Source organism: Acidaminococcus nyctereutis (assembly GCF_052216985.1).
Taxonomy (GTDB): domain Bacteria; phylum Bacillota; class Negativicutes; order Acidaminococcales; family Acidaminococcaceae; genus Acidaminococcus; species Acidaminococcus fermentans_A.
This window is the reverse complement of the sequence record NZ_JBQOUY010000003.1, coordinates 107,287-127,817: the sequence shown is the minus strand read 5'-3', so window position 1 is coordinate 127,817 and position 20,531 is coordinate 107,287. Positions and strand designations below refer to the sequence as shown.

22 protein-coding genes are annotated in these 20,531 nt (G+C 55.8%); all 22 read right to left on the bottom strand.

From position 1 onward, the window contains the following. Positions 1-10 precede the first annotated feature (10 nt). The 22 genes from ACTUHY_RS03100 to ACTUHY_RS02995 all read right to left on the bottom strand — a co-directional run bounded on the left by ACTUHY_RS03100 (position 11) and on the right by ACTUHY_RS02995 (position 20,448). Positions 11-1,669 carry a uridine kinase family protein gene (locus tag ACTUHY_RS03100; RefSeq protein WP_442826555.1) on the bottom strand — a complete coding sequence of 553 codons (1,659 nt, stop codon included), beginning with the start codon at positions 1,667-1,669 and terminating at the stop codon, positions 11-13. A gap of 30 nt (positions 1,670-1,699) precedes the next feature. Further along, positions 1,700-2,956, bottom strand: a complete 1,257-nt coding sequence (locus tag ACTUHY_RS03095) for a pyridoxal phosphate-dependent aminotransferase (protein ID WP_442826554.1) — start codon at positions 2,954-2,956, stop codon at positions 1,700-1,702. A gap of 90 nt (positions 2,957-3,046) precedes the next feature. Beyond that, positions 3,047-3,616, bottom strand: a complete 570-nt coding sequence (locus ACTUHY_RS03090; RefSeq protein ID WP_442826553.1) for a hypothetical protein — start codon at positions 3,614-3,616, stop codon at positions 3,047-3,049. Beyond that, positions 3,606-5,906 (bottom strand): prepilin peptidase, encoded by a 2,301-nt coding sequence (locus tag ACTUHY_RS03085; RefSeq protein WP_442826552.1) that lies wholly within the window; start codon positions 5,904-5,906, stop codon positions 3,606-3,608. The genes ACTUHY_RS03090 and ACTUHY_RS03085 overlap by 11 nt, the downstream gene beginning before the upstream one ends. Positions 5,907-5,922: 16 nt before the next feature. Further along, positions 5,923-7,446, bottom strand: a complete 1,524-nt coding sequence (locus ACTUHY_RS03080) for a YifB family Mg chelatase-like AAA ATPase (RefSeq protein ID WP_442826551.1) — start codon at positions 7,444-7,446, stop codon at positions 5,923-5,925. A 170-nt stretch (positions 7,447-7,616) separates the two neighbouring features. After that, positions 7,617-7,973: a YraN family protein gene (locus ACTUHY_RS03075; RefSeq protein ID WP_442826550.1), complete on the bottom strand. Its 357-nt coding sequence runs from the start codon at positions 7,971-7,973 to the stop codon at positions 7,617-7,619. 202 nt (positions 7,974-8,175) lie between these two features. Further along, complete coding sequence (locus ACTUHY_RS03070; RefSeq protein ID WP_442826549.1) at positions 8,176-8,988, bottom strand: ribonuclease HII; 813 nt, start codon at positions 8,986-8,988, stop codon at positions 8,176-8,178. Beyond that, positions 8,985-9,878: a ribosome biogenesis GTPase YlqF gene (gene ylqF / locus ACTUHY_RS03065; RefSeq protein ID WP_442826548.1), complete on the bottom strand. Its 894-nt coding sequence runs from the start codon at positions 9,876-9,878 to the stop codon at positions 8,985-8,987. Before ylqF ends, ACTUHY_RS03070 begins: the two co-directional genes overlap by 4 nt. Before the next feature lie 606 nt (positions 9,879-10,484). Further along, the gene (gene lepB / locus ACTUHY_RS03060) at positions 10,485-11,024 is read right to left on the bottom strand and encodes a signal peptidase I (protein ID WP_278673603.1); all 540 of its coding nucleotides are present in this window, start codon (positions 11,022-11,024) and stop codon (positions 10,485-10,487) included. 57 nt (positions 11,025-11,081) lie between these two features. Further along, positions 11,082-11,423, bottom strand: coding sequence for a 50S ribosomal protein L19 (gene rplS, locus ACTUHY_RS03055; RefSeq protein WP_278673604.1), 342 nt, complete (start codon positions 11,421-11,423; stop codon positions 11,082-11,084). Between the two features lie 119 nt (positions 11,424-11,542). Continuing rightward, complete coding sequence (gene trmD / locus ACTUHY_RS03050) at positions 11,543-12,313, bottom strand: tRNA (guanosine(37)-N1)-methyltransferase TrmD (protein WP_442826547.1); 771 nt, start codon at positions 12,311-12,313, stop codon at positions 11,543-11,545. Between the two features lies 1 nt (position 12,314). Next, entirely contained in the window at positions 12,315-12,809 is a 495-nt protein-coding gene (rimM, locus tag ACTUHY_RS03045) for a ribosome maturation factor RimM (protein WP_278673606.1), read from the bottom strand. Between the two features lie 4 nt (positions 12,810-12,813). Continuing rightward, a complete protein-coding gene (locus ACTUHY_RS03040) occupies positions 12,814-13,221 on the bottom strand; it encodes a YlqD family protein (RefSeq protein ID WP_278673607.1) in 408 nt (135 codons plus the stop codon). A gap of 11 nt (positions 13,222-13,232) precedes the next feature. Then, complete coding sequence (locus ACTUHY_RS03035) at positions 13,233-13,460, bottom strand: KH domain-containing protein (RefSeq protein WP_012937861.1); 228 nt, start codon at positions 13,458-13,460, stop codon at positions 13,233-13,235. A gap of 11 nt (positions 13,461-13,471) precedes the next feature. Further along, positions 13,472-13,744: a 30S ribosomal protein S16 gene (rpsP, locus tag ACTUHY_RS03030; RefSeq protein WP_012937860.1), complete on the bottom strand. Its 273-nt coding sequence runs from the start codon at positions 13,742-13,744 to the stop codon at positions 13,472-13,474. Between the two features lie 27 nt (positions 13,745-13,771). Next, positions 13,772-15,118, bottom strand: coding sequence for a signal recognition particle protein (ffh, locus tag ACTUHY_RS03025; RefSeq protein ID WP_442826546.1), 1,347 nt, complete (start codon positions 15,116-15,118; stop codon positions 13,772-13,774). Positions 15,119-15,120: 2 nt separating this feature from the next. Further along, positions 15,121-15,486 carry a YlxM family DNA-binding protein gene (ylxM, locus tag ACTUHY_RS03020; protein ID WP_442826577.1) on the bottom strand — a complete coding sequence of 122 codons (366 nt, stop codon included), beginning with the start codon at positions 15,484-15,486 and terminating at the stop codon, positions 15,121-15,123. Between the two features lie 73 nt (positions 15,487-15,559). Continuing rightward, entirely contained in the window at positions 15,560-15,961 is a 402-nt protein-coding gene (locus tag ACTUHY_RS03015; RefSeq protein ID WP_442826545.1) for a hypothetical protein, read from the bottom strand. 12 nt (positions 15,962-15,973) lie between these two features. After that, complete coding sequence (gene thiE / locus ACTUHY_RS03010) at positions 15,974-16,606, bottom strand: thiamine phosphate synthase (protein WP_442826544.1); 633 nt, start codon at positions 16,604-16,606, stop codon at positions 15,974-15,976. Between the two features lie 2 nt (positions 16,607-16,608). Beyond that, positions 16,609-17,427 carry a bifunctional hydroxymethylpyrimidine kinase/phosphomethylpyrimidine kinase gene (gene thiD, locus ACTUHY_RS03005; protein WP_442826543.1) on the bottom strand — a complete coding sequence of 273 codons (819 nt, stop codon included), beginning with the start codon at positions 17,425-17,427 and terminating at the stop codon, positions 16,609-16,611. 61 nt (positions 17,428-17,488) lie between these two features. Further along, positions 17,489-19,477, bottom strand: coding sequence for a transketolase (tkt, locus tag ACTUHY_RS03000; RefSeq protein WP_442826542.1), 1,989 nt, complete (start codon positions 19,475-19,477; stop codon positions 17,489-17,491). Positions 19,478-19,593: 116 nt separating this feature from the next. Beyond that, positions 19,594-20,448: a DMT family transporter gene (locus ACTUHY_RS02995; RefSeq protein WP_442826541.1), complete on the bottom strand. Its 855-nt coding sequence runs from the start codon at positions 20,446-20,448 to the stop codon at positions 19,594-19,596. Positions 20,449-20,531 lie beyond the last annotated feature (83 nt).

The window sequence follows — 20,531 nt, the reverse complement described above, 5'->3', positions numbered from 1 at the left end:
GTTGTTCTCCTTATAATAAATCTCCAAAAATTGAATGGCCGATGAATTCCCGGATAATGGAGTTATTGGGAATGGCCTTATCATCGATGGGTTCCACGATCTGCAGCATGTCCAGGAAATTCCGTGCAACCGGATATTCTGCTGCGTCCCGGGGTATCTGTTCCAGGAGCGGGCAGGCATATTTCTTGAAAACAGCCAGTTCATAGATCAGCGTAGTATTGAACATGATGTCCGCCTCTTCACTGAAGGGGAAGATATTCTTTTCTTCCCCTGCCCGGACCTTGCTCCAGTTCTGGATGGTCTGGCGGGCATCGTGGGACCGGAACTGGGAATCCCGCACCATCCGCCGCAGGAGGCGCATATCTGTAGTGGGGATCCGGTTGTAATCATCGAAGGAAAGAGGGGTCAGAGCACTGATGTAGATCTTCATCTTGTTCCGGCGCCGGACCCGGGCAGACAGTTTCTCGTTCATCCCATGGATCCCTTCTACCACCAGGACCCCGTCATCCCCCAGGAATTCCTTCTGGCCCCGGTATTCCCGATGCCCTGTCTTGAAGTTGAAGTAAGGGATCTCTACGGTCTCCTCCCGGAGCAGCCGTTCCATATGTTCATTGAACAGTTCCGTATCCAGGGCTTCGATGGATTCGAAATCGTAGCTTCCATCGGGCAGCCGGGGCGTCTGTTCCCGTTCTTTGAAATAATTATCTAGGGAAATGGGGATGGGCCGGAGGCCATTGACCCGCATCTGTACCGCCAGGCGCTGGGAAAACGTGGTCTTGCCGGAAGAAGAGGGCCCGGCGATCAGGACCAGGCGGATGTTCCGTCCGTCTGCATCGATCTCATCGGCGATCCGGGCAATGGATTTTTCATGATAGGCTTCGCACATCTGGATGATCCCCCGGCTGTTGCCTTCCCGGATATATTGATTCAGAGCGGCCACCGTAGGACAATGCATCACCTGCCCCATCTTTTCAGAATCGGCATAGACTTGGGCCAGTTTCTTCCGTTCCACGTAGGGTTCCAGTTTCTCCAGCTGATCCTGCCGTCCGTACCGGAGCAGGATCCCGGACCCCAACCAGACGAGCTGGAAGGCCTTTAAGCAGCCCAGATTGGGCAGGAGAGGCGTGACAAAATACGCATACCGGTCCCCCAGTTGATAGATCTTGATCCGGCGTTCTTCCGGGAGGGCTTCCAATAGCGGTGCCTCATCCTGATAGAAATGGGGATCCACATAAGGCCAGGCTCCATCCCGTTCCACCTGTTTCACCTGGATAGGCTCCTGATCCCGGATCATCTTTTCCATACAGAGGGTGATATCTTCCAGATCGTACTTGCTCAGGAAGATCCGGTTCTTCACAGCGCAGTACAGTCCATGGCCGAAGGTATTTTCTACTTCCAGGCGGATTTCCGGCCGCTGCCGGGCCATGGCTGCGATCAGAGCGAACTGGAAGGTGGCGATGTAAGCCCGATACCCCATCTCACTGTCCAAGGTGTAGAAGCCTACATGGTCCCCTTCCCGGGGACACATCTGCAGAGGCTGTATCTCGCCGTTGATCACCCCCAAAGCAATGGGACTGGCATACTGCGCCTGATAGTCCCTGGCGATGGTCAAAAGCGGTGTCCCTGCCTGATACTTTTTCCTTGCTCCGTCGGGCCCAATGATCTCCATCTCTTCCGCTCCCCTTTTGTCTTTAATTTTTCAGTCTTCCCCCACAGCGTCCATGGCTTCTTTGATCTTCGCAGCCATGCCGTAGATTTTTTTCTTGGGCACCCCGCACACAGCCACCCGTACACCGGCAGCCAGAGGCACGCAGAAGATATTGTCTTCATGGAGCTTATTGCAGACGGCTTCCGGATCTTTGGCCGGAATGGACAGGAAGAACCCAGAAATATACGGCAGCATCTTCAGCCCGCATTTCTGTGCTTCTTCCGTGAAGATATCGCCCCGTTCCTGGATCATGCTGTAATAATGGGCCCGTTCCCGCTGGATGGTATCCAGGAGTGCCGGATCGCTGTAGATGGTATCCAAGGTATCCATGGCACCCCGGTTGCAGTTGGACCAGCAGGCCCGGCTGGTGTATTTGTTCGCATTGATGAATTCCAGGATCTGCTTTTCATCGCTGGTGACCCCGATCAGAGCCCCACAGCGCTGGCCATACATGGAAAAGCTCTTGGACAGGCTATAGGCGATGAGTCCGAAGATGTTCTTCGGCAGATTGGACAGCTTCCGGAAGATTCTCCGGACTTCTTCCCGTTCCCCGGCATAATCGATATAAGCTACATCCAAGCAGAGGGCAGCCGTCTTATCCGTACCAGACAGGACTTCTTCCAGCATCTTCACTACGTTCTCGATTTCTTCCGGAGTGAGGCTGAACCCGGTGGGATTATGGGCAGGGGTATTGATGATCAGCAGGATCCGGTCCTGTTTGGACAGGATCTCCCGGACTTTCTGTTCACAGCCGGCCAGATTGAATTTTTGTTCTTCCGTGACCATGGGATACGTATCCAGATGGCGGTCCATATCCTCACAGATCTGTTTGTACGCTCCCCAGTACCATTCAGAAGTCAGGATGGTATCTCCGGATTCCGTATAGTTCCAGACAGCATGGTGGATGGCTCCGGTACCGCCGGCAGTAGCGATGGCAGCCGTAAAGCCTTCCGGACGGGACTGGCAGAAACAGGCATTCTGCACCAGTTCCAGGTATTCCGGCAGACCCATGATGGGAGCATATTTGAAATATTCCGCATCTTTCAGGCTCCGATAGACCTTGCTCACGGTAGGCAGCACCACGAAGTTCTCATCATTGTCCAGGATGCAGCCGATGGTGGCGTTGACCACGTTTTCTGCTCCGATTTCGCTGATCCGTTTCTGGGCAGCTTCACTGGCTCCAAAAATCCGGTCCTTTGACGTTTTCGTTTTTTTCTGTGCATGCGGTGCGACACAGCTGATGCTCATAATATAGGTCCTCCCCTCGGTAACAAGCAAACGTTCCTCAACAGGAAATAATCCGTTTACATTCTATTATCTCATTATTAACGAAGTCGGTCAATGATTCCTGCCGATTTCTCTTCCTTTGGAACTTTTTATCGGTCCAGAGAAGAATTTTCCCTGAAAGAGCAGTTTTTTCCCATTTTCCCGGCTCTCCAGCCGCCCATCCCAGATCCAGGTGCCCGGATAGGTTTCTTCCCACTGCCGGAAGAAAAGCAAGAACCCGGGATAAGGACCTTCCATGACTACGTCGATACCGGCTTCTCCCGTCTTTTCTCCTGATTCCAGGGGAAGGAGACGCAGACAGCGGATCTGGCTGTTCTCAGCAGTCTGGGTCAGGGCTTCCAGCCAGTTTTCCCGGGATACGGGGGCTTCCCTCTTCTTTCGCACCTTTGTGAGATGGCTGGCTTCCTCTCGGGCTTCCTGAGGATCCCAGCTCCGGGCAAAAGCAGCCAGGTGCTGGAGTCGCTGCTGGAGCTGCCGCTGTTGCTGGCATCCTCTCCCGATTCGCTGTCCCAAGGGGAACAGGACTCCGCCCCACAGCAGAGCCAGCAGCAGGAAGATCCCTATAGGTTGCTTCCCTTTCCGCAGCCAGTGCATGATATCAGATTTTCGATCAGGTCCCATATTCCCCTCCCTTCCATTGCAGCCGGAGGGCAAAGGTTTCCACCCTTGGGGCTTCACTCCCATGTTCCATCCGTTCCAGACGCACACTAGCCACTCCAGGCTGCTTCTGGAGGCGCCGTACAAGTTGGAGGAGGCTCTCCCGTCCTAAGCTCTTCCCTTGCAGCAGAAGGGTCGATCCGTTCCGGCCCGTTTCCTGTTCCACCTGGGTCACCCAACAGCTGGAAGGAAGGGTATGGCCTAGCAGGGTGAGCACTCCTCCCCATGGCAGTGGCCGCCTGCTCTGCTCTTTTTGGATGCGCTCCTGCCGCTCCAGTTCTTTCCTATTTTCCAGCTGCTTCTGCCAAAGGTGTTCCCAGCCAGAGGCCTGCTGGAGCTGCTGCCGGCATTGGTCCAGATTCCGTTCTGCCAGGTACAAGGCACCTGTCCCCGCCAGCCAGAGCACCAGGGAAAAAGCCAGCAGTCCCTTCCCCAGCCGGCTCCACCCTTCCCGCTGCAGGAAGCAGCCAGGGGAACCGGCACCATAACAGAAAGGAGCTTTTTTCCTTTTCGGCAGGAGACTGCCCAAAGTACCGCACAAACCTGCCGAAAGAGGTGCCTTTTTCCCTGCTTCATAATAGGGCGCCCAGCAGAACCAGGGTCCCAGGGAGAGGCTGGCCGCCGGACAGTCCCAGAGCACTTGGAAACAATCCAGCCAAGACTGTTGTTCGTCTTTCTGTCCTCCAACCAGGAACACTCCAGTAGGCCCTTCCTGGAACTGTTCCGCCACAGAAGGGCCGGCCATTTCCCACAGCCGCTGCAAAAGGGTCTCCCCTCCTTCCGCCATTTTCTCCGTCGGCTCCAGACGGCAGGTGCCCAGCAGCTGTCCCTTCCTGTACCAGGCCCCCTGGAGAGAGGCATCTCCCAGAGCCAATAGGAAAGCCGCCGGCTCTTCTTCCAACCAGCGTCCCCAAGCCTGAGGAGCCGCTTCCACTTGCAGCAGTTCCCATTCCATCCCGTCAGCCAGATCCCTGCAGATTTCCAGGACTTCTGTGGACACAGCCCCTGCCAGGAGAAGGTCCGGCTGCTTTGGAAAAGGAGAAAGGGCCAGCTGGAAAGTCCCGGGTCCGTAGGGAATCTGCTGGAGGATCTCCCAGGGAGCAGTCTCCTCCTGTTCCCGGAGAGACAGCCCTGGCAGGGTCAATTCCCGGAAAACCATCAGATCGGGTGCCAGAGAAAAAACTGTCTGCCGGACAGTAAAGCCCTGTTTGGCACACACTTCCCGGAGCCACCATATGGTTTCTTCCGTCTGCTTCCGCCCTAAGCTTTTCTGGATCCGATCCGGCCAGGATAGTTCCTGAACCCGTTCCACTTCCCATTTTTTTCCCTTTCGCCGCACTTGAGCCAGGGTCACCCGATCTTTTCCCAACTGGACACCCAGGAGCTGTGCCGGCCAAGGTTCCAGGATACGCCGGAACCAATGGATGGCCTCCTCCAGCCTGTGCCGTCCCTGCAGAGAGCCCCAGTCCAGTACTCCCAGGAAATACAGCATCCCGGGCCCCTCAGTTCCCCCTGGCAGACCCCCCAGATCCAAGAACTGGAGCAGCAGCCCGCAGCCGCAGAAAAAGGGAGCCAGCGGCACAGGAGCCTGGACGCTGGCCCAACGGTTCTCCTTGGCCCGCATTCCCCGTACCAGGGCAAAAGAAAGGCCTGCTCCAAGGGCCAGGAAAAAGCTTTTGAATCCCTGGACCGGTCCCAGCCAAAGGCCCAGGACAGCCGCCAGTCTCGGATCCCCGGCGCCCATCCCCTGGGGCGAAAGCCAGTGGATCAGCTGGAGGAAGCCACCCAGAAGGACTGCCCCGACAAGGCCCTGAATAAGGGATTTTCCCTGCAGCATCCGCAGGACCAGGAAGAGGATGCCCAGCGGATAGAGCAGATCTTCATAGAGCTGGAGTTCGTCCATATCCAGCCAAGACAGGAGCAGCATCAGGGATATCAGGAGCCAGCGGACCCCCAGTACGGATAGAGGCCCAGGGAGCCGGGCCGCCAGGATGAACAGGAGGCCGGTGGCCGCTTCCCGCCAAAATAGGGAAGCTGGCAGTTTGCACCCACAATATCGGCAATGCCCCTTTTGGTATAAATAGCTGAACAGAGGTATCAGATCCCGGGTCCCCAAAGGATGGCCGCAGCGGTCGCAGTGGGACCGGGGAAAGAAGACGGACTCATCCCGCTGGAACCGCGCTGCACAAAGGCAAAGGAAACTGCCGGTACAGCAGCCCAGGATGCCGTATAGAAGGAATACCACGATTTCCATACCTGCCCGCCTCCCCTCATCCTTGTATGCTGGTCCGCAGCTGGATGGCCTCCCCCAGATGGAGAGATGTGATTTCCCGGCTGCCAGCCAAATCTGCAATGGTCCGAGCCACTTTGATGATCCTGTCGTGGCTCCGGGCACTGAGCCCCAAACTGATGAAATACCTTTCCAGCAGCGCTTCCGCCTGGGGAGAAAGAGGACAATACGCCTTGACTTCCCGGCGTCCCATACTGGCATTGCAGAACAGATGGGTCCCTTTGAGCCGTTCCCTCTGGATCTGCCGGGCTGCCACCACCCGCTGGCGGATCGCAGCCGAACTTTCTCCCCGTTTCCGGCTTTTCATTTCCTGATACTGGAGCCGGGGGACATGGATCTGGATATCGATCCGGTCCAGCAGCGGACCGGATATCTTTTTCTGGTATCGGGCGATGTCTCCCGGCCGGCAGGTACACTGGTGCAGCTGGTCTTCTTCCCCCCAGAAACCGCAGGGACAGGGATTCTGGGCGGCCACCAGGATGAACCGGGCCGGATACGTGAGAGAAGCCTGGACCCGGCTGATAGTGACCATCCCGTCTTCCAAAGGCTGCCGGAGCACTTCCAAAGCGCTCCGGGAAAATTCCGGCAGTTCATCCAGGAACAGGACTCCATGGTGGCTGAGTGTCACTTCTCCCGGCCGGGGAATGCTGCCGCCGCCGATGAGGGCGGACTGGGATACGGTATGATGGGGACTGCGGAACGGCCGTTCCGCCATGATACCATGATGGCCCTGGAGGAGACCGGAGATACTGTAGATCTTGGTGACTTCCAGCGCTTCTTCTTCCGTCATGGGTGGCAGGATGGTGGGCAGCCGCCGTGCCAACATGGTCTTCCCCGCTCCAGGGGCCCCTACCATCAGCACATTATGGCCTCCAGCCGCGGCGATTTCCAGCGCCCGTTTGGCCACCTTCTGCCCCTGGACATCAGCAAAATCCACCAGTTCTTCCTGAGGCCGTTCCAATTCCAGGGCCTTCTTGGCCAAAGGCTGGAGAAGCTGCCTGCCTTGGAAATGATCGATGATCTGGCCCAGATCATCAGCCGTATACACGGCGATCCCGTCCACCAATTCTCCTTCTGCCCGATTGCCGGACGGGATGAAGATGGCTGGGATCCCCTCTTCCCTGGCCCGGATGATCATGGGCAGGATCCCATTCACTGGGCGCAGGGAACCATCCAGAGCCAGTTCCCCGGCAAAGACGGGCATAGGGTCCGGCAGGGTGACATACTGTTTGGCTGCCAGGACACCCATAGCGATGGGCAGATCCAGTCCGGCCCCATCTTTTTTCAAGTCTGCCGGAGCCAAGTTCACCGTGATATGGGTGTCGGGGAATCGGAATCCTGAATTCTTCACCGCTGCCTTGACCCGTTCCCGGGCCTCTTTCACCGCCACATCCGGCAGCCCTACCATCTCAAAGGCCGGCATGCCGTTTGTCACATCCACTTCTACCGTAACCATTTCTCCGTTGATGCCTCGGGTAGTCTCTCCCCAGGTCCGTGCATACATGGGATCAGCTCCTTTGCTGCGTATCGTGCGTCATTTATCGTAAATCGTTCCTTGTTTGTCGTAGTTTGTTCATCGTAGATAAAAACAAAGCGGCTGCAAGTTCAAAGCCAGCTCTGCTGGCTTCCTTCAGCAGTTGACCATTGACAGCTGACCGCTGGCAGAATTTACATTTAAAAGCAATTCTTCAAATGATTCAGAGAAATTTTACCATAAAGGTCCAGGATTTCAATGATATCGAACCGGCACCGTTGCCGGAACCTCGGATGTTCCTGGAGATAACACCAGGCCGTTTTCCGCAGCCGGATCTGCTTGGTCCGGGTCACAGCAGCGGCTGGGCGGCCGAATTTCAGGCTGTGCCGGCTCTTCACTTCCACAAAAGCTACCACACCCCAATGCCGGGCCACGATATCGATTTCTCCCCAGGCACAGCTGTAGTTCCGGTCCAGGATTTCATACCCCTGCCGTTCTAGATACCGAGCCGCCATATCTTCGCCCTGATTCCCGAACCGGCGGCGCTGATGGACCATACTGATAACCTCCTTTTATAGCTGCAGAGCTGTTACCGGATCAGTCTGAAGTCTGGAGCCCTTGGTTAAATTTGCAGGCAATGAAATCCCAGGATTCCCTCCATCCTGATTCTGCACAGTCAGAAGGACCTGGCATCAAGACAGGTCCTATCCTGAATCTCCAAACTCCTGACTCCCGACTGGCGGCCAGAGCTGCTGCCCTCTACTTCAGCTGCAGAAGCTGATTTTCGCTGACGCCTTCTTCCTTCAGCTCCATGGATTTCATGGGTTCATAGCTCCGCCGGTGCCAGGGACAGGGGCCGCAGTCCAGGATGGCCTGGAGATGCTGGGCAGTCCCATACCCTTTGTGTTTGGCAAATCCGTACTGAGGGTACTGCTGATCCAGTTTCTCCATCAGATGATCCCGGGTCACCTTAGCAATGATGGAAGCGGCCGCAACTGCAGCACTCCTGCTGTCCCCGTGGATCACGTCCTCCACCGTCATCCCTGGGATTTCCAAAGGCATGGCGTCGGTGATAGCCGCCTGAGGCCGGACTTTCAAATGAGTCAGGCAAAGAGTCATGGCCTTTTTAGCCGCCTGATAGATATTCAGGTGATCGATTTCCCGGGGCCCCAGGATGCTGACGGTCACGCTCACCGCCTGCTCCAAGATTTCCTGATACAAAGTTTCCCGCCGGGCAGCCGTGACTTTTTTGGAATCGTTCAGCCCTGGCAGCCAGATGGTATGGGGCAGGATCACGGCTGCCGTCACCAGCGGTCCAGACAAGGGACCCCTGCCCGCTTCATCACAGCCAGCCACCTGGTCCATCCCTTTTCCCCAAAAGGTCCGTTCCATATCTTGGAAGCGTTCCAGCCGTTCCTGTTCTGCTTTTTGGGCGGCTTGTCTCCGGTCGTAGGCTTCCAGCATTTTCCGGACTCCGGCCCGGGAATCTTGGCGCCATACGGCCAATTCTTCCGGTGCGGCACCAGCCTTCAATTTTTGACGGATAGCCTGGAGGCTTTCTCCCCACTTCATGGTTCCGCCCCTTCCCCAGGCGCCTTTTCTAAGCTGAAAGCGCCTAGTTTTCCGGTTTTGAAATCTCGGAGGACCATCTGGATGGTCTTGTTCATGTCCAGCATCCCACCCACTTTCAGGCAACCCCGGGCCCGGGCGATTTTTTCCTCCACGGTTTCCACTGTGTCTTCCGGTGCCAGTCCGATTTTATAACTGGCAGCCAGTTCCTGAGGATACAGCTTCAGCAGCCGCTGGATCAGGATATGCACGGCCGTTTCCTGGTCGAAGACTTCTTCGCGGATGGCTCCAGTGACAGCCAGGCAGAAACCGGTTTCCGGATCATCGAATTTGGGCCACAGGACCCCAGGGGTATCCAGGAGCTCCAGTCCCTTGCCCAAGATCACCCACTGGGGTCCCCGGGTCACTCCTGGCTTGTTCTGGGCAGCTGCTTTGTTCTTCCCCAGCAACCGGTTGATCAGTGTAGATTTCCCTACATTGGGGATTCCTACGATCATCACCCGGATGGACCGGTTCCGGACGCCTTTCTTCCGCCATTTTTCCAAAGTGGGCTCCCCGGCTTTCTGGATGGCGCTGACCAGAGCTTTGATTCCCTTGCCCTTCTGACAGTCCACTTCCAGAGCCGTGAAACTGTTTTTCTTGAAATAAGACAGCCAGGCTTGAGTCCGGTCCGGATCGGCCATATCCGTTTTATTCAAGACCACGATCTTCGCCTTGCTGCCGAGCAGCTGCTGGAGCATGGGGTTGGCACTGGACCGGGGAATCCGGGCATCCAAGAGTTCGACCACCACATCCACCAGTTTCAGGTTAGCCTCCATCATCCGTTTGGCCTTGGTCATGTGACCGGGGAACCACTGGATGTGGAATTTTTTGCCGCCGATTGTATTTTCCATGGAAACTTCCTTTCTATCCTAAAAACAGGCACACTTGTGCCCGGTCTGTTTGCATAGGCCCCATTATACCATGATTCCCCAAGAGAAGCGAATCATGGAAAAAGCAGGTCATTATCGGGAATTTGGTGCAGTAAAAGGGGGGTGTGAATGAATTCACACCCCCGGTCGCGAGTCACGGGTTGCGAGCCTGGACGTTTAAGCCGTCTTTTCTTTTTCTATAGGACGATAAGAGAAAATCGGTTGGGATGGCAAAACTGGATCTTCATTCTGCACTAACAAGCCCGAGACTCACGACCCGTGACCAAGGGGCTGTTGCATGCGCAACAGCCTCTTTTTGAGGTCTCGGGTCTCGAGTCGTGAGTCGCGAGCCGTTGGATAGAACCTGTCCCCATGGCCAGGTTCTTTTGAAGGTGTAGAACCAGTATCGTACTGGATATAGAAACGAATATCTTATCATTAGCAGATTAGGGTTTGTACATTCAAAAAATTTGCTTGCAAATTTCTCATTCGGCTCGAGACTCGAGACCCGAGACCGAGCCGCTATGCGGCTTATGAGACCGGGGGTGTTGCACGTGTGAAAATCACACACGTGCAACACCCCTTTTATCACGGCAGCATCCTCACTTGCCCCAGGGGCCAGAAGATGACACTGGCTTTCCCTTTCACCAGGCTCAAGTCCACGAAGCCCACATCCCGGAACCGGCTGTCTTCCGAATTGTTCCGGTTGTCCCCCATGACAAAGATATGGCCGGCAGGGACTGTAGTCTTAGGCAGGTTGGTATGGAAGGGTTCCCGGATATAGCTTTCATCCAAGGCTTTCCCATTCACATAGGTCTTTCCGTCCCGGATCTCGATGGTATCCCCGCCCACGGCAATGACCCGTTTGATGAAATCCCGGCGGGTATCGCTGGGATACTTGAAGACGATGATCTCTCCCCGTTTAGGCTGGCGGGTATAGTAGACCAGTTTGTTCACCAGCAGCCGTTCCCGATCCTGCAGGGTATTCATCATGGAAGGACCGGATACCATATAGGGTTCCACCAGGAAAGTACGGATCCCAAAGGCCAGCACCACCGCCACGATGATGGAGATCAGCCAGTCACTGACCGTATCCTGCCAGGAGCCGGATTTCTTTTCTTCGTTCATGACTTCTCCTTTGCAATAAAAAAGGCAGTTGCCGGAGCAACTGCCTCATTGATCCGATTACCGACGTTCTCTGATACGAGCGGCTTTACCGGTCAGTTTACGCAGATAGTACAGTTTCGCTCTGCGTACCACACCTCTGTGGGATACAACGATCTTTTCCAGACGCGGGGAATGGACAGGGAACATTCTTTCTACGCCCACACCGGAAGCAATGCGGCGGACGGTGAACATTTCCCGGGCACCAGCACCGCTCCGGGCAATGCAAACGCCTTCAAACAGCTGAACCCGTTCACGGGTCCCTTCGACGACCTTCACATAGACTTTCAGGGTATCGCCAGGACGGAATTCAGGAATGTCGGAACGCAGCTGTTCCTTTTCAATTGCTTCAATAACGTTCATTTATAATTTCCTCCTCAGAATCCAAGACGTTCATGTCTAGCCACGTGCTAACAGCGGACCGCCCGTTAATGCATACGCTGTATTATACCATACAGCCGGCTCCCGGTGCAACCAAAAAGTCAGGATTCCTGGCTTTTCCCTTCTGCCCGGGACTTCTCTTTTTCTTCTTCTTCCACAGCCAGGAACAGTTTCCCGTCCCCCTTCTGCCACTGCATGGACCGCAGCAGCTCCGGACGGTGGCGCAAGGTGGCCCGCAGGCTTTCCTTCCGTCTCCATTGGCCGATCTTTGCGTGGTCTCCAGAGAGCAGGATCTCTGGTACGGTTTTGCCCTGATACTCCACCGGACGGGTATATTGGGGGTATTCCAGCAGGCTGTCATGGAAAGAATCCTCTTCTGCGCTCACCTGCTTGCCCAATACACCGGGGATGAACCGAGCCACGGCATCCATGAGGCACAGGGCCGGCAGTTCCCCTCCCGTAAGGACAAAATCTCCGATGGAAAGCCGGAGATCCGCCTCTTCCAAGATCCGTTCATCGAACCCTTCATAATGGCCGCAGAGCAGGATCAAGTCCCGGCCGCTCCGAGCCAGTTGGCAGACTCTCTCCTGGCGGAGGGATTCCCCTACCGGTGTCAGGGCAGCTACCAAGGCGCCAGGGGCCAGTTCCCGGGCCCGATCCAAAGCAGCCAGATAGGTCTGGGGCTTCAGGACCATACCGGCTCCGCCGCCGCAGGTGGTATCATCCACGCTCCGGTGCCGGTCCGTGGCATAGTCCCGAGGATCCACGCACTCCACGGTAAGGAGGCCTTCCTTGGCTGCCCGGCCCAGGATGCTCCAGGTACTGGTGCTCTTGATCATTTCCGGAAAGAGGGTGATAAAGACGAATTTCATATCAGATCCACTCCGGCAGCACAACTACGATCTGCTTCGTTTCCCAGTCGATTTTCCGGATGTTTTCCCCAATGGCCGCCACCAGGATTTCTTCTCCCTGGGGCGGAGCGATGACGAACACATCGGTGGAACCGGGACTGATCACATCCTTCAGGGTGCCCACAGGCTCTCCCTCCGGCGTGACGACTGCAAAACCGATGATATCCCGGACGTAGAACTGCCCTTCCGGCAGAGGGGGCAGTTCTTCTGGGCGCAGGACGATGGTCCGGCCCCGAAGGGTCTCTGCGTCGTCCATGGTATCGATGCCTTCCACCTTCATCAGATACACATTCTTATGCTGGCGAAGGCTGACCACCGTGAATTCCCGCCCATTATCCAGGGTGATTTTCTTCATTTTGGCGTACCGCTCCGGATGGTCCGTCTGCGGCATAATGCGAAATTCGCCCCGCACGCCATGCGGGGCGACAATTTTGCCAATCACGATATGCTGTTCCATAGGCTTACGCTCTGAATCCGACGACTTTGCCGTCTTCCACGACGATTTCCGCCCCCATCAGGGCTTCCAGGTCGCTGCCGACCGTAATCTCTACGGAACGTTCCAGTGTACCATGACCGACTTCACTGCCAATTTCCAGGTTCTCTGCCCGTTCCAGCTTGTCTTTCAACTCCTGGAGAGCATGGCCGCGCTGGGCTTTTTCGTACTCGATCTGCTCCTGGAGAGCCCGAGCCGCTTCAGGCCCTCCACCAGCTTGCTCATTCAGAGCCCGCTTGGCATTGAACTGGAACTGTTCGAAATCCAATTCAGCAGCCTGGACCTGACGTTTCATATCTGCAATGATCTTGGCTTTCAAGTCTTCCGTAACCTTGGCCTTGATGACTACAGGTACCCGAACGATCATTTTATCCATGGTAACCACCTTTAATCGATATCTACGATGACTTTTACGTTTTCGCGGGTAGCAGCTGCTTTCATCACCAGACGGATGGCCTTGGCAATGCGGCCTTGCTTGCCGATCACTTTACCCATATCTTCAGGCGCCACGTGGAGTTTCAGGATCACGGAAGATCCGGTCCTTTCCTCCTCCACCTGGACCTCGGAGGGATTATTCACGATAGCCTTAGCAATCACTTCAACTATCTCTTTCATAGTCATCCTCCTTATTTTGCTGCCTTTTCGCCAGCCAGTTTCGCCATCAGACCCTGTTTGCTGAACATGGAGCGGACCGTATCAGTCGGCTGTGCTCCCTTCTTCATCCAGGACAGAGCTTTTTCTTCATCGATGGTAACCACGGCGGGATCAACGGTAGAATCGTAGGTCCCTACGGTTTCGATGAAACGGCCGTCACGAGGAGCGCGTTCATCAGCGACCACGATACGGTAGAAAGGGCTCTTTTTGGCACCCATACGTTTCAGACGGATTTTAACTGCCACAACATTCACCTCCTTACCAGATTGGTTTTATTGCATGAAAGGCAGTTTGAATCTGCCCTTCCGTGCATACTTGTTCATACCCTGCATGGTCTTCATGAGCTTCTTGCTCTCTTCGAACTGCTTCAGCAGCCGGTTCACATCCTGCACCCGCTGGCCGCAGCCGGCCGCAATGCGTTTGCGCCGGGACCCGTTGATGATGCGGGGGTTCTGCCGTTCCTGGGGCGTCATGGAATAGATGATGGCTTCCAGCCGACGGACTTCCTTGCCGTCCAGATCCACCCCTTCCAACTGCTTGGCAAATTTTCCCATGCCGGGGATCATGCTGAGAATGGATTCCAAGGACCCTAGTTTCTTGACCTGTTTCATCTGATCCAGGAACATATCCAGGGTGAATTCATTCTTTTTCAGGGATTCCGCCATCTTTTTGGCCGAATCCGCATCGATGGCTTCCTGGGCCTTTTCGATCAGGGAGAGCACATCCCCCATACCCAGGATCCTGGAAGCCATACGGTCAGGATAAAAGGGCTGCAGCGCATCCAGTTTTTCGCCCATACCGACGAATTTCACCGGGCAGTCAGTCACTGCCTTCACGCTGAGCACCGCACCGCCCCGGGCGTCCCCGTCCAGTTTGGTCACGATCAGCCCTGTGATGCCCAGGGCTTTGTTAAAGGAATCAGCCACCGTCACGGCATCCTGACCGGTCATGGCATCCACTACCAGCAGGATCTCGTCCGGATGGACTGCATCTTTCATCTCTTTCAGCTCATTCATCAAGGTTTCGTCCACATGGAGACGGCCAGCGGTATCGATGAGCACGGTATCGCATAAGAGAGCATTGGCCCGTTTCAGGGATTCCCGGGCGATTTCCACCGGAGAAACCTGGTCACCCAAGGTGAACACCGGCATATCCAACTGCTTGCCGATGACTTCCATCTGGGTGATGGCTGCGGGACGGTACACGTCACCGGCCACCATCAGAGGCTTTTTCCCGTCTTTTCGCAGGAAGTTGGCCAGTTTGCCCACTGTAGTGGTCTTCCCGGCACCCTGGAGCCCCACCAACATGATCACTGTCGGCGGCTTGGCTGCCACGTTCAGTTTGCTCTGGGCCCCGCCCAAGAGCTCGATCAGCTCTTCGTGGACGATTTTCACGATATATTGGCCAGGCGTCAGGCTGGGGTCTACTTGCTGGCCCATAGCCCGTGCCTTGATCTTGGCGGTAAATTCCTTGACGACCTTGAAATTCACATCGGCTTCCAGAAGGGCCAGCCGTACTTCCCGCAGGGTCTCTTTCAGATCCTGTTCGGAAACCGTTTTCTGTCCCCGGAGCTTCTGGATGGCTGCCGTCAGTTTGTCGGTTAAGATTTCAAAAGCCATAGCTACCTGCTTTCGTCAATGATGCTTTTCAGGATGTCCTCCACCTTCCCCAGACGGGGATCGGTACTGTCACTGGTGCGGCAGGCTTCCAGGAGTTTGATGGCTCCCCGCAACTTGAACTGCCGTTCCTGATCCTGGTGCAGCAGGTGGAGTTTGCTTTCGTATCTTTCCAGGGTTTGTTCCACCCGGCGCAGCAAATCATAGACTGCCTGACGGCTGGTCTGGGCATTTTCCGCGATTTCCCCCAGTGACAGGTCATCGTAGAAATATTCTTCCATGATCTTCTGCTGCTTTTCCGTGAGCAGCCCGCCATAGATGGCATAGAGCTGACCAAAACGGATCCGTTTTGCAAAACCTTCATCCTGCATGAATATCACCGGGTGCTATTGTACTATAAAGGAAAATCCCTGTCAAGTATTTTTCCTTGACAGGGTGCTTTTTTCAGAACAGGCTTTCCTGGTCCGGCCCTTTCTTTTTGGGGGCTCTCTTTTCCTCGGCGGATTTGGGCTGAGAAGAGAACAGGTTCCGATCCCCATATAAGACTTTTTTCTGGACTTCCAGATCGTCTTTTTCCCACCGGACAGCATGGCGGGTATATTTCTTCAGCAGCGGAGACCGAGGATGTTTCTCCTTATTCAGGTTCACCAAGTCGTAGGCTTCCGTGACCATCCGGCCCAAGACAGAATTGACCCCATTGGCCGTGCTCTCCCGTACCCGTTCCTGATACTCCTGATACAATTCCGGATCTTCCTGGAGAAACAGGAAGACCTGGTCCGTGATCTGCCGGGTGAACCGGGAAAGGAGCTTTTTCCCCAGCTTTTCCGTTTTCAGGTCGCTTGCCATAGCTGCCTCCTGTTATTTCTCCCGAGCCCGTATCCGAGCCTTCATCCGTTCCACAGTGGCTGTAATATCATCGGCTCCCAGGATGGCGCTGATCATGGCACAGCCAGCCGCTCCTTGGTCCAGCACCTGGTCGATCTGGGCTTCCTGGATACCACCGATGCCCACCACAGGGATCTGCACGGCCTGGACGATTTCCGTCAACATCCCAGGCGGCAGCAGGGATGCATCCTTCTTGCTTCCCGTAGGATAGAGAGCTCCTACCCCCAGATAATCAGCACCGCTGGCTTGGGCTTTCTGGGCTTCTTCCAGATTGTGGGCGGAGATGCCGATGATAGCGTCCGGCCCCAGTACGGAACGGGCTTTTTCGATGGCCTCGTCTTCCTGTCCCAGATGGACTCCGTCCGCTCCCAGGATCCGAGCGGCCTCCACATTGTCATCCACCAGGAAGGGCACCTGGTACTTCCGGCAAAGGGCCTGGACCTTCCGGCCTTCCGCCAGCAGGTCTTCCAGCCCCATGTCCTTTTCCCGGAGCTGGAGCAGGGTCACCCCGGCCCGGAGGGCTTCCTCCACCGCCTCATAGAAATCCCGTCCCCGGAGACAATGCCGATCCGTCACCAGGTACAGGCTCAGATTGAATTTATCCATATTCATCCCTCCCAGCCGGCTTTCCGGTACAGTTCCACAAAATGATGGATGGGCCCATGGCCATGGCCCACTGCCAGCCCGTGCTGGATGCCCAGGGCTACATAGGTTTTGGCTCTGGCTACGGCTTTCGGGAGGGGGACACCGGAGGCCATTTCGGAAGCCAAGGCAGAAGACAGGCTGCAGCCGGTGCCGTGGGTATTGGGATTGGCGAACCGCTGGCCAGGGAACCATTTGCCCTGGAGCCAGTTTCCTTCTCCAGGATACAGCAGATAATCGTCAGCCGTTTCCGCCAGGTGTCCCCCCTTCAGGAGTACGGCCCTAGCCCCTTTCTGGCAAATTACCGCCGCCGCTTTTTCCATGTCTCCCTGACTGCGGATGGACAGGCCTGACAGCACCTCTCCTTCCTGCATGTTGGGGGTGATCAGGGTGGCCAGTGGCAGCAGTTTTTCCTGGAGATCCTTCCGGGCTTCTTTTTCCAGCAGATAGCTGCCAGAGGTGGCCACCATCACTGGATCCACCACCAGCACAGGTGGCGCATACTGCTGCATTTTTTTGGCAATGGCTCGGATCAAGGCGGAATTGGAAACCATCCCCACCTTGACGCCGTCCACCCGGATATCTTGGAACACGGCATCGATCTGGGCTTCCACTACCTCCGGATCGATGTTCTGGATGGCTGTCACTCCAGTGGTGTTCTGGGCCGTCACGGCGGTGATCACGCTCATCCCGTAGCAGCCATGGGCAGCAAATGTCTTCAGGTCTGCTTGGATGCCTGCGCCCCCGGAAGAATCCGATCCAGCAATGGTCAACAGATGGAACATGATTTTCTCCTTCTTTCATAAAGGGGGTTGCTGCACCATGTGGGCAGCAACCCCCGATCCGTTACTTCAGTTTCTTCACCATATCCACTACATGGTCCACGGTAAAGCCCAGTTCTTTGTAGACGGTCTTGCCAGGAGCAGAAGCACCGAATCGGTCGATGCCCAGGACTCTGTCCTCGCTGCCGGTATACCGGGCCCAGCCAGTGCGGACGCCGGCTTCCAGCGCAATGGCCGGCACATCCTTGGGCAGTACTTTCTTTTTGTAGGCACTGCTCTGCTGTTCGAACACGTCCCAGCTGGGCATGGAAACCACCTGGACGCCGATGCCTTTTTCTTCCAGGGCTTTCTGAGCTTCCAGGGCCAGATGGACTTCACTGCCCGTAGCGATGAGGATTGCTTTTACCTTATCCTTGGAAGAAGGACTCAGTACATAGGCTCCTTTGGGTGCTCCCTTGGCAATGGTCTTGGCATAGTCATGGAGCACCGGCAGTCCCTGACGGGTCAGCAGCAGGCAAGTGGGCTGTTTCTGGTTTTCGCAGGCGGCTTTCCAGGCCACAGCCGTTTCCAGGGCGTCCGCCGGACGGAATACGGACACATTGGGGATCAGCCGCAGGCTCATGGTCTGCTCGATGGGTTCATGGGTCGGTCCGTCTTCCCCGACGAACACGCTGTCATGGGTATAGACGAATACGCTGCCGATTCCCATTAGAGCCGCCATCCGCACCGCCGGACGCATAAAGTCGGCGAACACCAGGAAAGTAGCTCCGAAAGGCAGGATGCCGCCGTGGAGGCAGAGGCCATTGACGATGCACCCCATAGCATGTTCCCGGATGCCGAAATGGATGTTCCGGCCGGTCCGTTCTTCTGCCGAGAAGAATCCCTTCCCTTTCATTTCCGTCTTGTTGGAAGGCCCCAGGTCCGCACTGCCTCCGATGAGAGCCGGAAGCTTATCTGCCAGCAGCTGGAGCACTGTTCCAGAAGCGGCACGGGTGGCCACACTGTCCGTATCCTTGAAAGAGGCCATCAGTTCCTTCAGATCCAGATCCATCTTTCCGTCGATCCGATCCGTCAGTTCCTGGGCCAGTTCCGGATAGGCCTTGGCATAGGCTTCCATCAGTCCATTCCAATCTGCTTCGTTTTCCCGGCACTGGGGCAGTTTGGCGTCAAAATGGGCTTTCACTTCTTCCGGCACCACGAAGGACTGACTGCCATCCCAGCCGGCAGCTTCTTTGGTCTTGGCCACATTTTCCACACCCAGAGGTTCCCCATGGGCACTGGCCATATCCTGCCGAGGGCTGCCGAAGCCGATATGGGTCTTGACGATGATCAGAGAGGGTTTGCGGGTTTCCTTCTTGGCTGCTTCGATGGCTTTCGTGAGGGCTTCCACATCTTCAGAGGAAGCGACCCGGAGCACTTGCCAGCCATAGGCTTTGAACCGGGCCCCCACATCTTCCCGGAAGGCGATATCCGTACTGCCTTCGATGGTGATCTTGTTATCGTCATAGAGGAAGATCAGTTTCCCCAGCCCCAGGGTACCCGCCAGGGAAGCGGCTTCGGAAGCCACCCCTTCCATCTGGTCCCCGTCAGAAGTGATGCCGTAGGTGTAATGATCCACCACTTTGTATCCTTCCTTGTTGTACCGGGCAGCCAGCATCTCTTCTGCCATAGCCAGCCCCACAGCCATGGCAAAGCCGTGGCCCAGAGGTCCGGTAGACACATCCACCCCAGGGGTCACCCCATATTCTGGATGACCTGGAGTCTTGCTGCCCCACTGGCGGAATCCCTTCAAATCCTCCAGGGACAGGTCATAGCCAGCTACATGGAGCATGGCATAGAGCAGAGCACTGCCGTGTCCCGGGGACAGGACGAACCGGTCCCGGTCGAACCAGTTGGGATTTTCAGGATTATATTTCATGAACCGGTCCCAGATCGTATACATCAGAGGTGCCGTCCCCAGAGGCAGGCCCGGATGGCCGGAATTGGCCGCCTGCACTTCATCGATGGACAAAAAACGCAGGGTGTTGATGCTCTCAGTATCAATATTTTCCATGAAAAAAATCCCTCCATACTGGATGTCAAAAAGTAGTATACACAGTCATTCATTCTGATTATAGGCCATTTGAAGGGGTAAAGCAAGGGGGCTGTTGCATGTGCAACAACCCCTTCTCACTGCCTCAGCAGAGCCACACTGCCTGATACGATGAGAGCTCCTCCCACCCAGGAATACAAAGTCAGGGTCTCTCCCCACAAGAGAGAACCGGCCAGGATATGGAACAGGATGCCGGTATACATGAGAAAGTTGACCATTGTAGGATGGATGTGGGTACAGCCCCAGGTCAGACATACCTGCCCCAAAAGAGCGGACAGAGCCATTTCTACGACCCAGCACCATTCTCCTCCAGCCGGCAGGACCCATTGCTGGGTAGCTCCCATGATGGCCAGCCCTCCCAAGGTACTGTAAAACTGGAAATAAAACACCAGCTCCGTCTGGGTATGGTCGCCGTTCTCCGTCATCTTCCCGATGCACACATAGGCGCTGGCTGCGAAGAAAGCCGAAAGGATCCCGAAGATGGCATAAGAATTAAAAGAATGGAAATTCCACACCTGGAGGACGACAGCCGCCCCCAGGGCGATCAGGCCCAGCCAAGGTACTGCTCGTCCCTGGAGCCTGCCTTTTAGGAAGATCGGGGACAAAAGGCACATAAAGAAGGCCGACAGCTGGGTGAGGATCTCTGCATCTCCCAGGGTCAGCCCATTCAGACAGTAAAAGAAAAACAGGAGACAGGCGGCCCCGAACAATCCCCGCAGATGGAGCAGGCCCCGGTCCTTCCCGGAAAACACCGGCAGGGTTTCCATCCGTGCCATGAAAGGCAGGAACAGCATCCCCAATAGGCCCCGGAAAAAGGTGATCTCTCCGGTTCCCAGGTGGAGGAGCTTCTTAGCCCCGATATCCATAGTCGTGAAGAATACAGTTGCCAGGATGGAAGCCAAGATACCTTTTTTCGTCGTAGAAAAAGTCACAGATTCTCCCTCCTTGTGAAAACAGTTCCCCTTCAGTTTACACAAAAATCGAACCTCCGGCAATGGCCAAGAGGTCCGATAGA

What these genes read in the sequence shown, in the direction of transcription:
- tkt (WP_442826542.1), bottom strand. Translation starts at nt 19,477, where the DNA reads ATGGAAAATATTGATACTGAGAGCATCAACACCCTGCGTTTTTTGTCC.
- rplS (WP_278673604.1), bottom strand. Translation starts at nt 11,423, where the DNA reads ATGAACGTTATTGAAGCAATTGAAAAGGAACAGCTGCGTTCCGACATT.
- ACTUHY_RS03090 (WP_442826553.1), bottom strand. Translation starts at nt 3,616, where the DNA reads ATGGGACCTGATCGAAAATCTGATATCATGCACTGGCTGCGGAAAGGG.
- ylqF (WP_442826548.1), bottom strand. Translation starts at nt 9,878, where the DNA reads ATGGAAAATACAATCGGCGGCAAAAAATTCCACATCCAGTGGTTCCCC.
- ACTUHY_RS03070 (WP_442826549.1), bottom strand. Translation starts at nt 8,988, where the DNA reads ATGAAGTGGGGAGAAAGCCTCCAGGCTATCCGTCAAAAATTGAAGGCT.
- ACTUHY_RS03100 (WP_442826555.1), bottom strand. Translation starts at nt 1,669, where the DNA reads ATGGAGATCATTGGGCCCGACGGAGCAAGGAAAAAGTATCAGGCAGGG.
- ACTUHY_RS03085 (WP_442826552.1), bottom strand. Translation starts at nt 5,906, where the DNA reads ATGGAAATCGTGGTATTCCTTCTATACGGCATCCTGGGCTGCTGTACC.
- ylxM (WP_442826577.1), bottom strand. Translation starts at nt 15,486, where the DNA reads ATGCAGGATGAAGGTTTTGCAAAACGGATCCGTTTTGGTCAGCTCTAT.
- ACTUHY_RS03080 (WP_442826551.1), bottom strand. Translation starts at nt 7,446, where the DNA reads ATGTATGCACGGACCTGGGGAGAGACTACCCGAGGCATCAACGGAGAA.
- ACTUHY_RS03040 (WP_278673607.1), bottom strand. Translation starts at nt 13,221, where the DNA reads ATGGATAAAATGATCGTTCGGGTACCTGTAGTCATCAAGGCCAAGGTT.
- ffh (WP_442826546.1), bottom strand. Translation starts at nt 15,118, where the DNA reads ATGGCTTTTGAAATCTTAACCGACAAACTGACGGCAGCCATCCAGAAG.
- ACTUHY_RS03095 (WP_442826554.1), bottom strand. Translation starts at nt 2,956, where the DNA reads ATGAGCATCAGCTGTGTCGCACCGCATGCACAGAAAAAAACGAAAACG.
- ACTUHY_RS03075 (WP_442826550.1), bottom strand. Translation starts at nt 7,973, where the DNA reads ATGGTCCATCAGCGCCGCCGGTTCGGGAATCAGGGCGAAGATATGGCG.
- lepB (WP_278673603.1), bottom strand. Translation starts at nt 11,024, where the DNA reads ATGAACGAAGAAAAGAAATCCGGCTCCTGGCAGGATACGGTCAGTGAC.
- trmD (WP_442826547.1), bottom strand. Translation starts at nt 12,313, where the DNA reads ATGAAATTCGTCTTTATCACCCTCTTTCCGGAAATGATCAAGAGCACC.
- ACTUHY_RS03015 (WP_442826545.1), bottom strand. Translation starts at nt 15,961, where the DNA reads ATGGCAAGCGACCTGAAAACGGAAAAGCTGGGGAAAAAGCTCCTTTCC.
- thiD (WP_442826543.1), bottom strand. Translation starts at nt 17,427, where the DNA reads ATGTTCCATCTGTTGACCATTGCTGGATCGGATTCTTCCGGGGGCGCA.
- thiE (WP_442826544.1), bottom strand. Translation starts at nt 16,606, where the DNA reads ATGGATAAATTCAATCTGAGCCTGTACCTGGTGACGGATCGGCATTGT.
- ACTUHY_RS03035 (WP_012937861.1), bottom strand. Translation starts at nt 13,460, where the DNA reads ATGAAAGAGATAGTTGAAGTGATTGCTAAGGCTATCGTGAATAATCCC.
- rimM (WP_278673606.1), bottom strand. Translation starts at nt 12,809, where the DNA reads ATGGAACAGCATATCGTGATTGGCAAAATTGTCGCCCCGCATGGCGTG.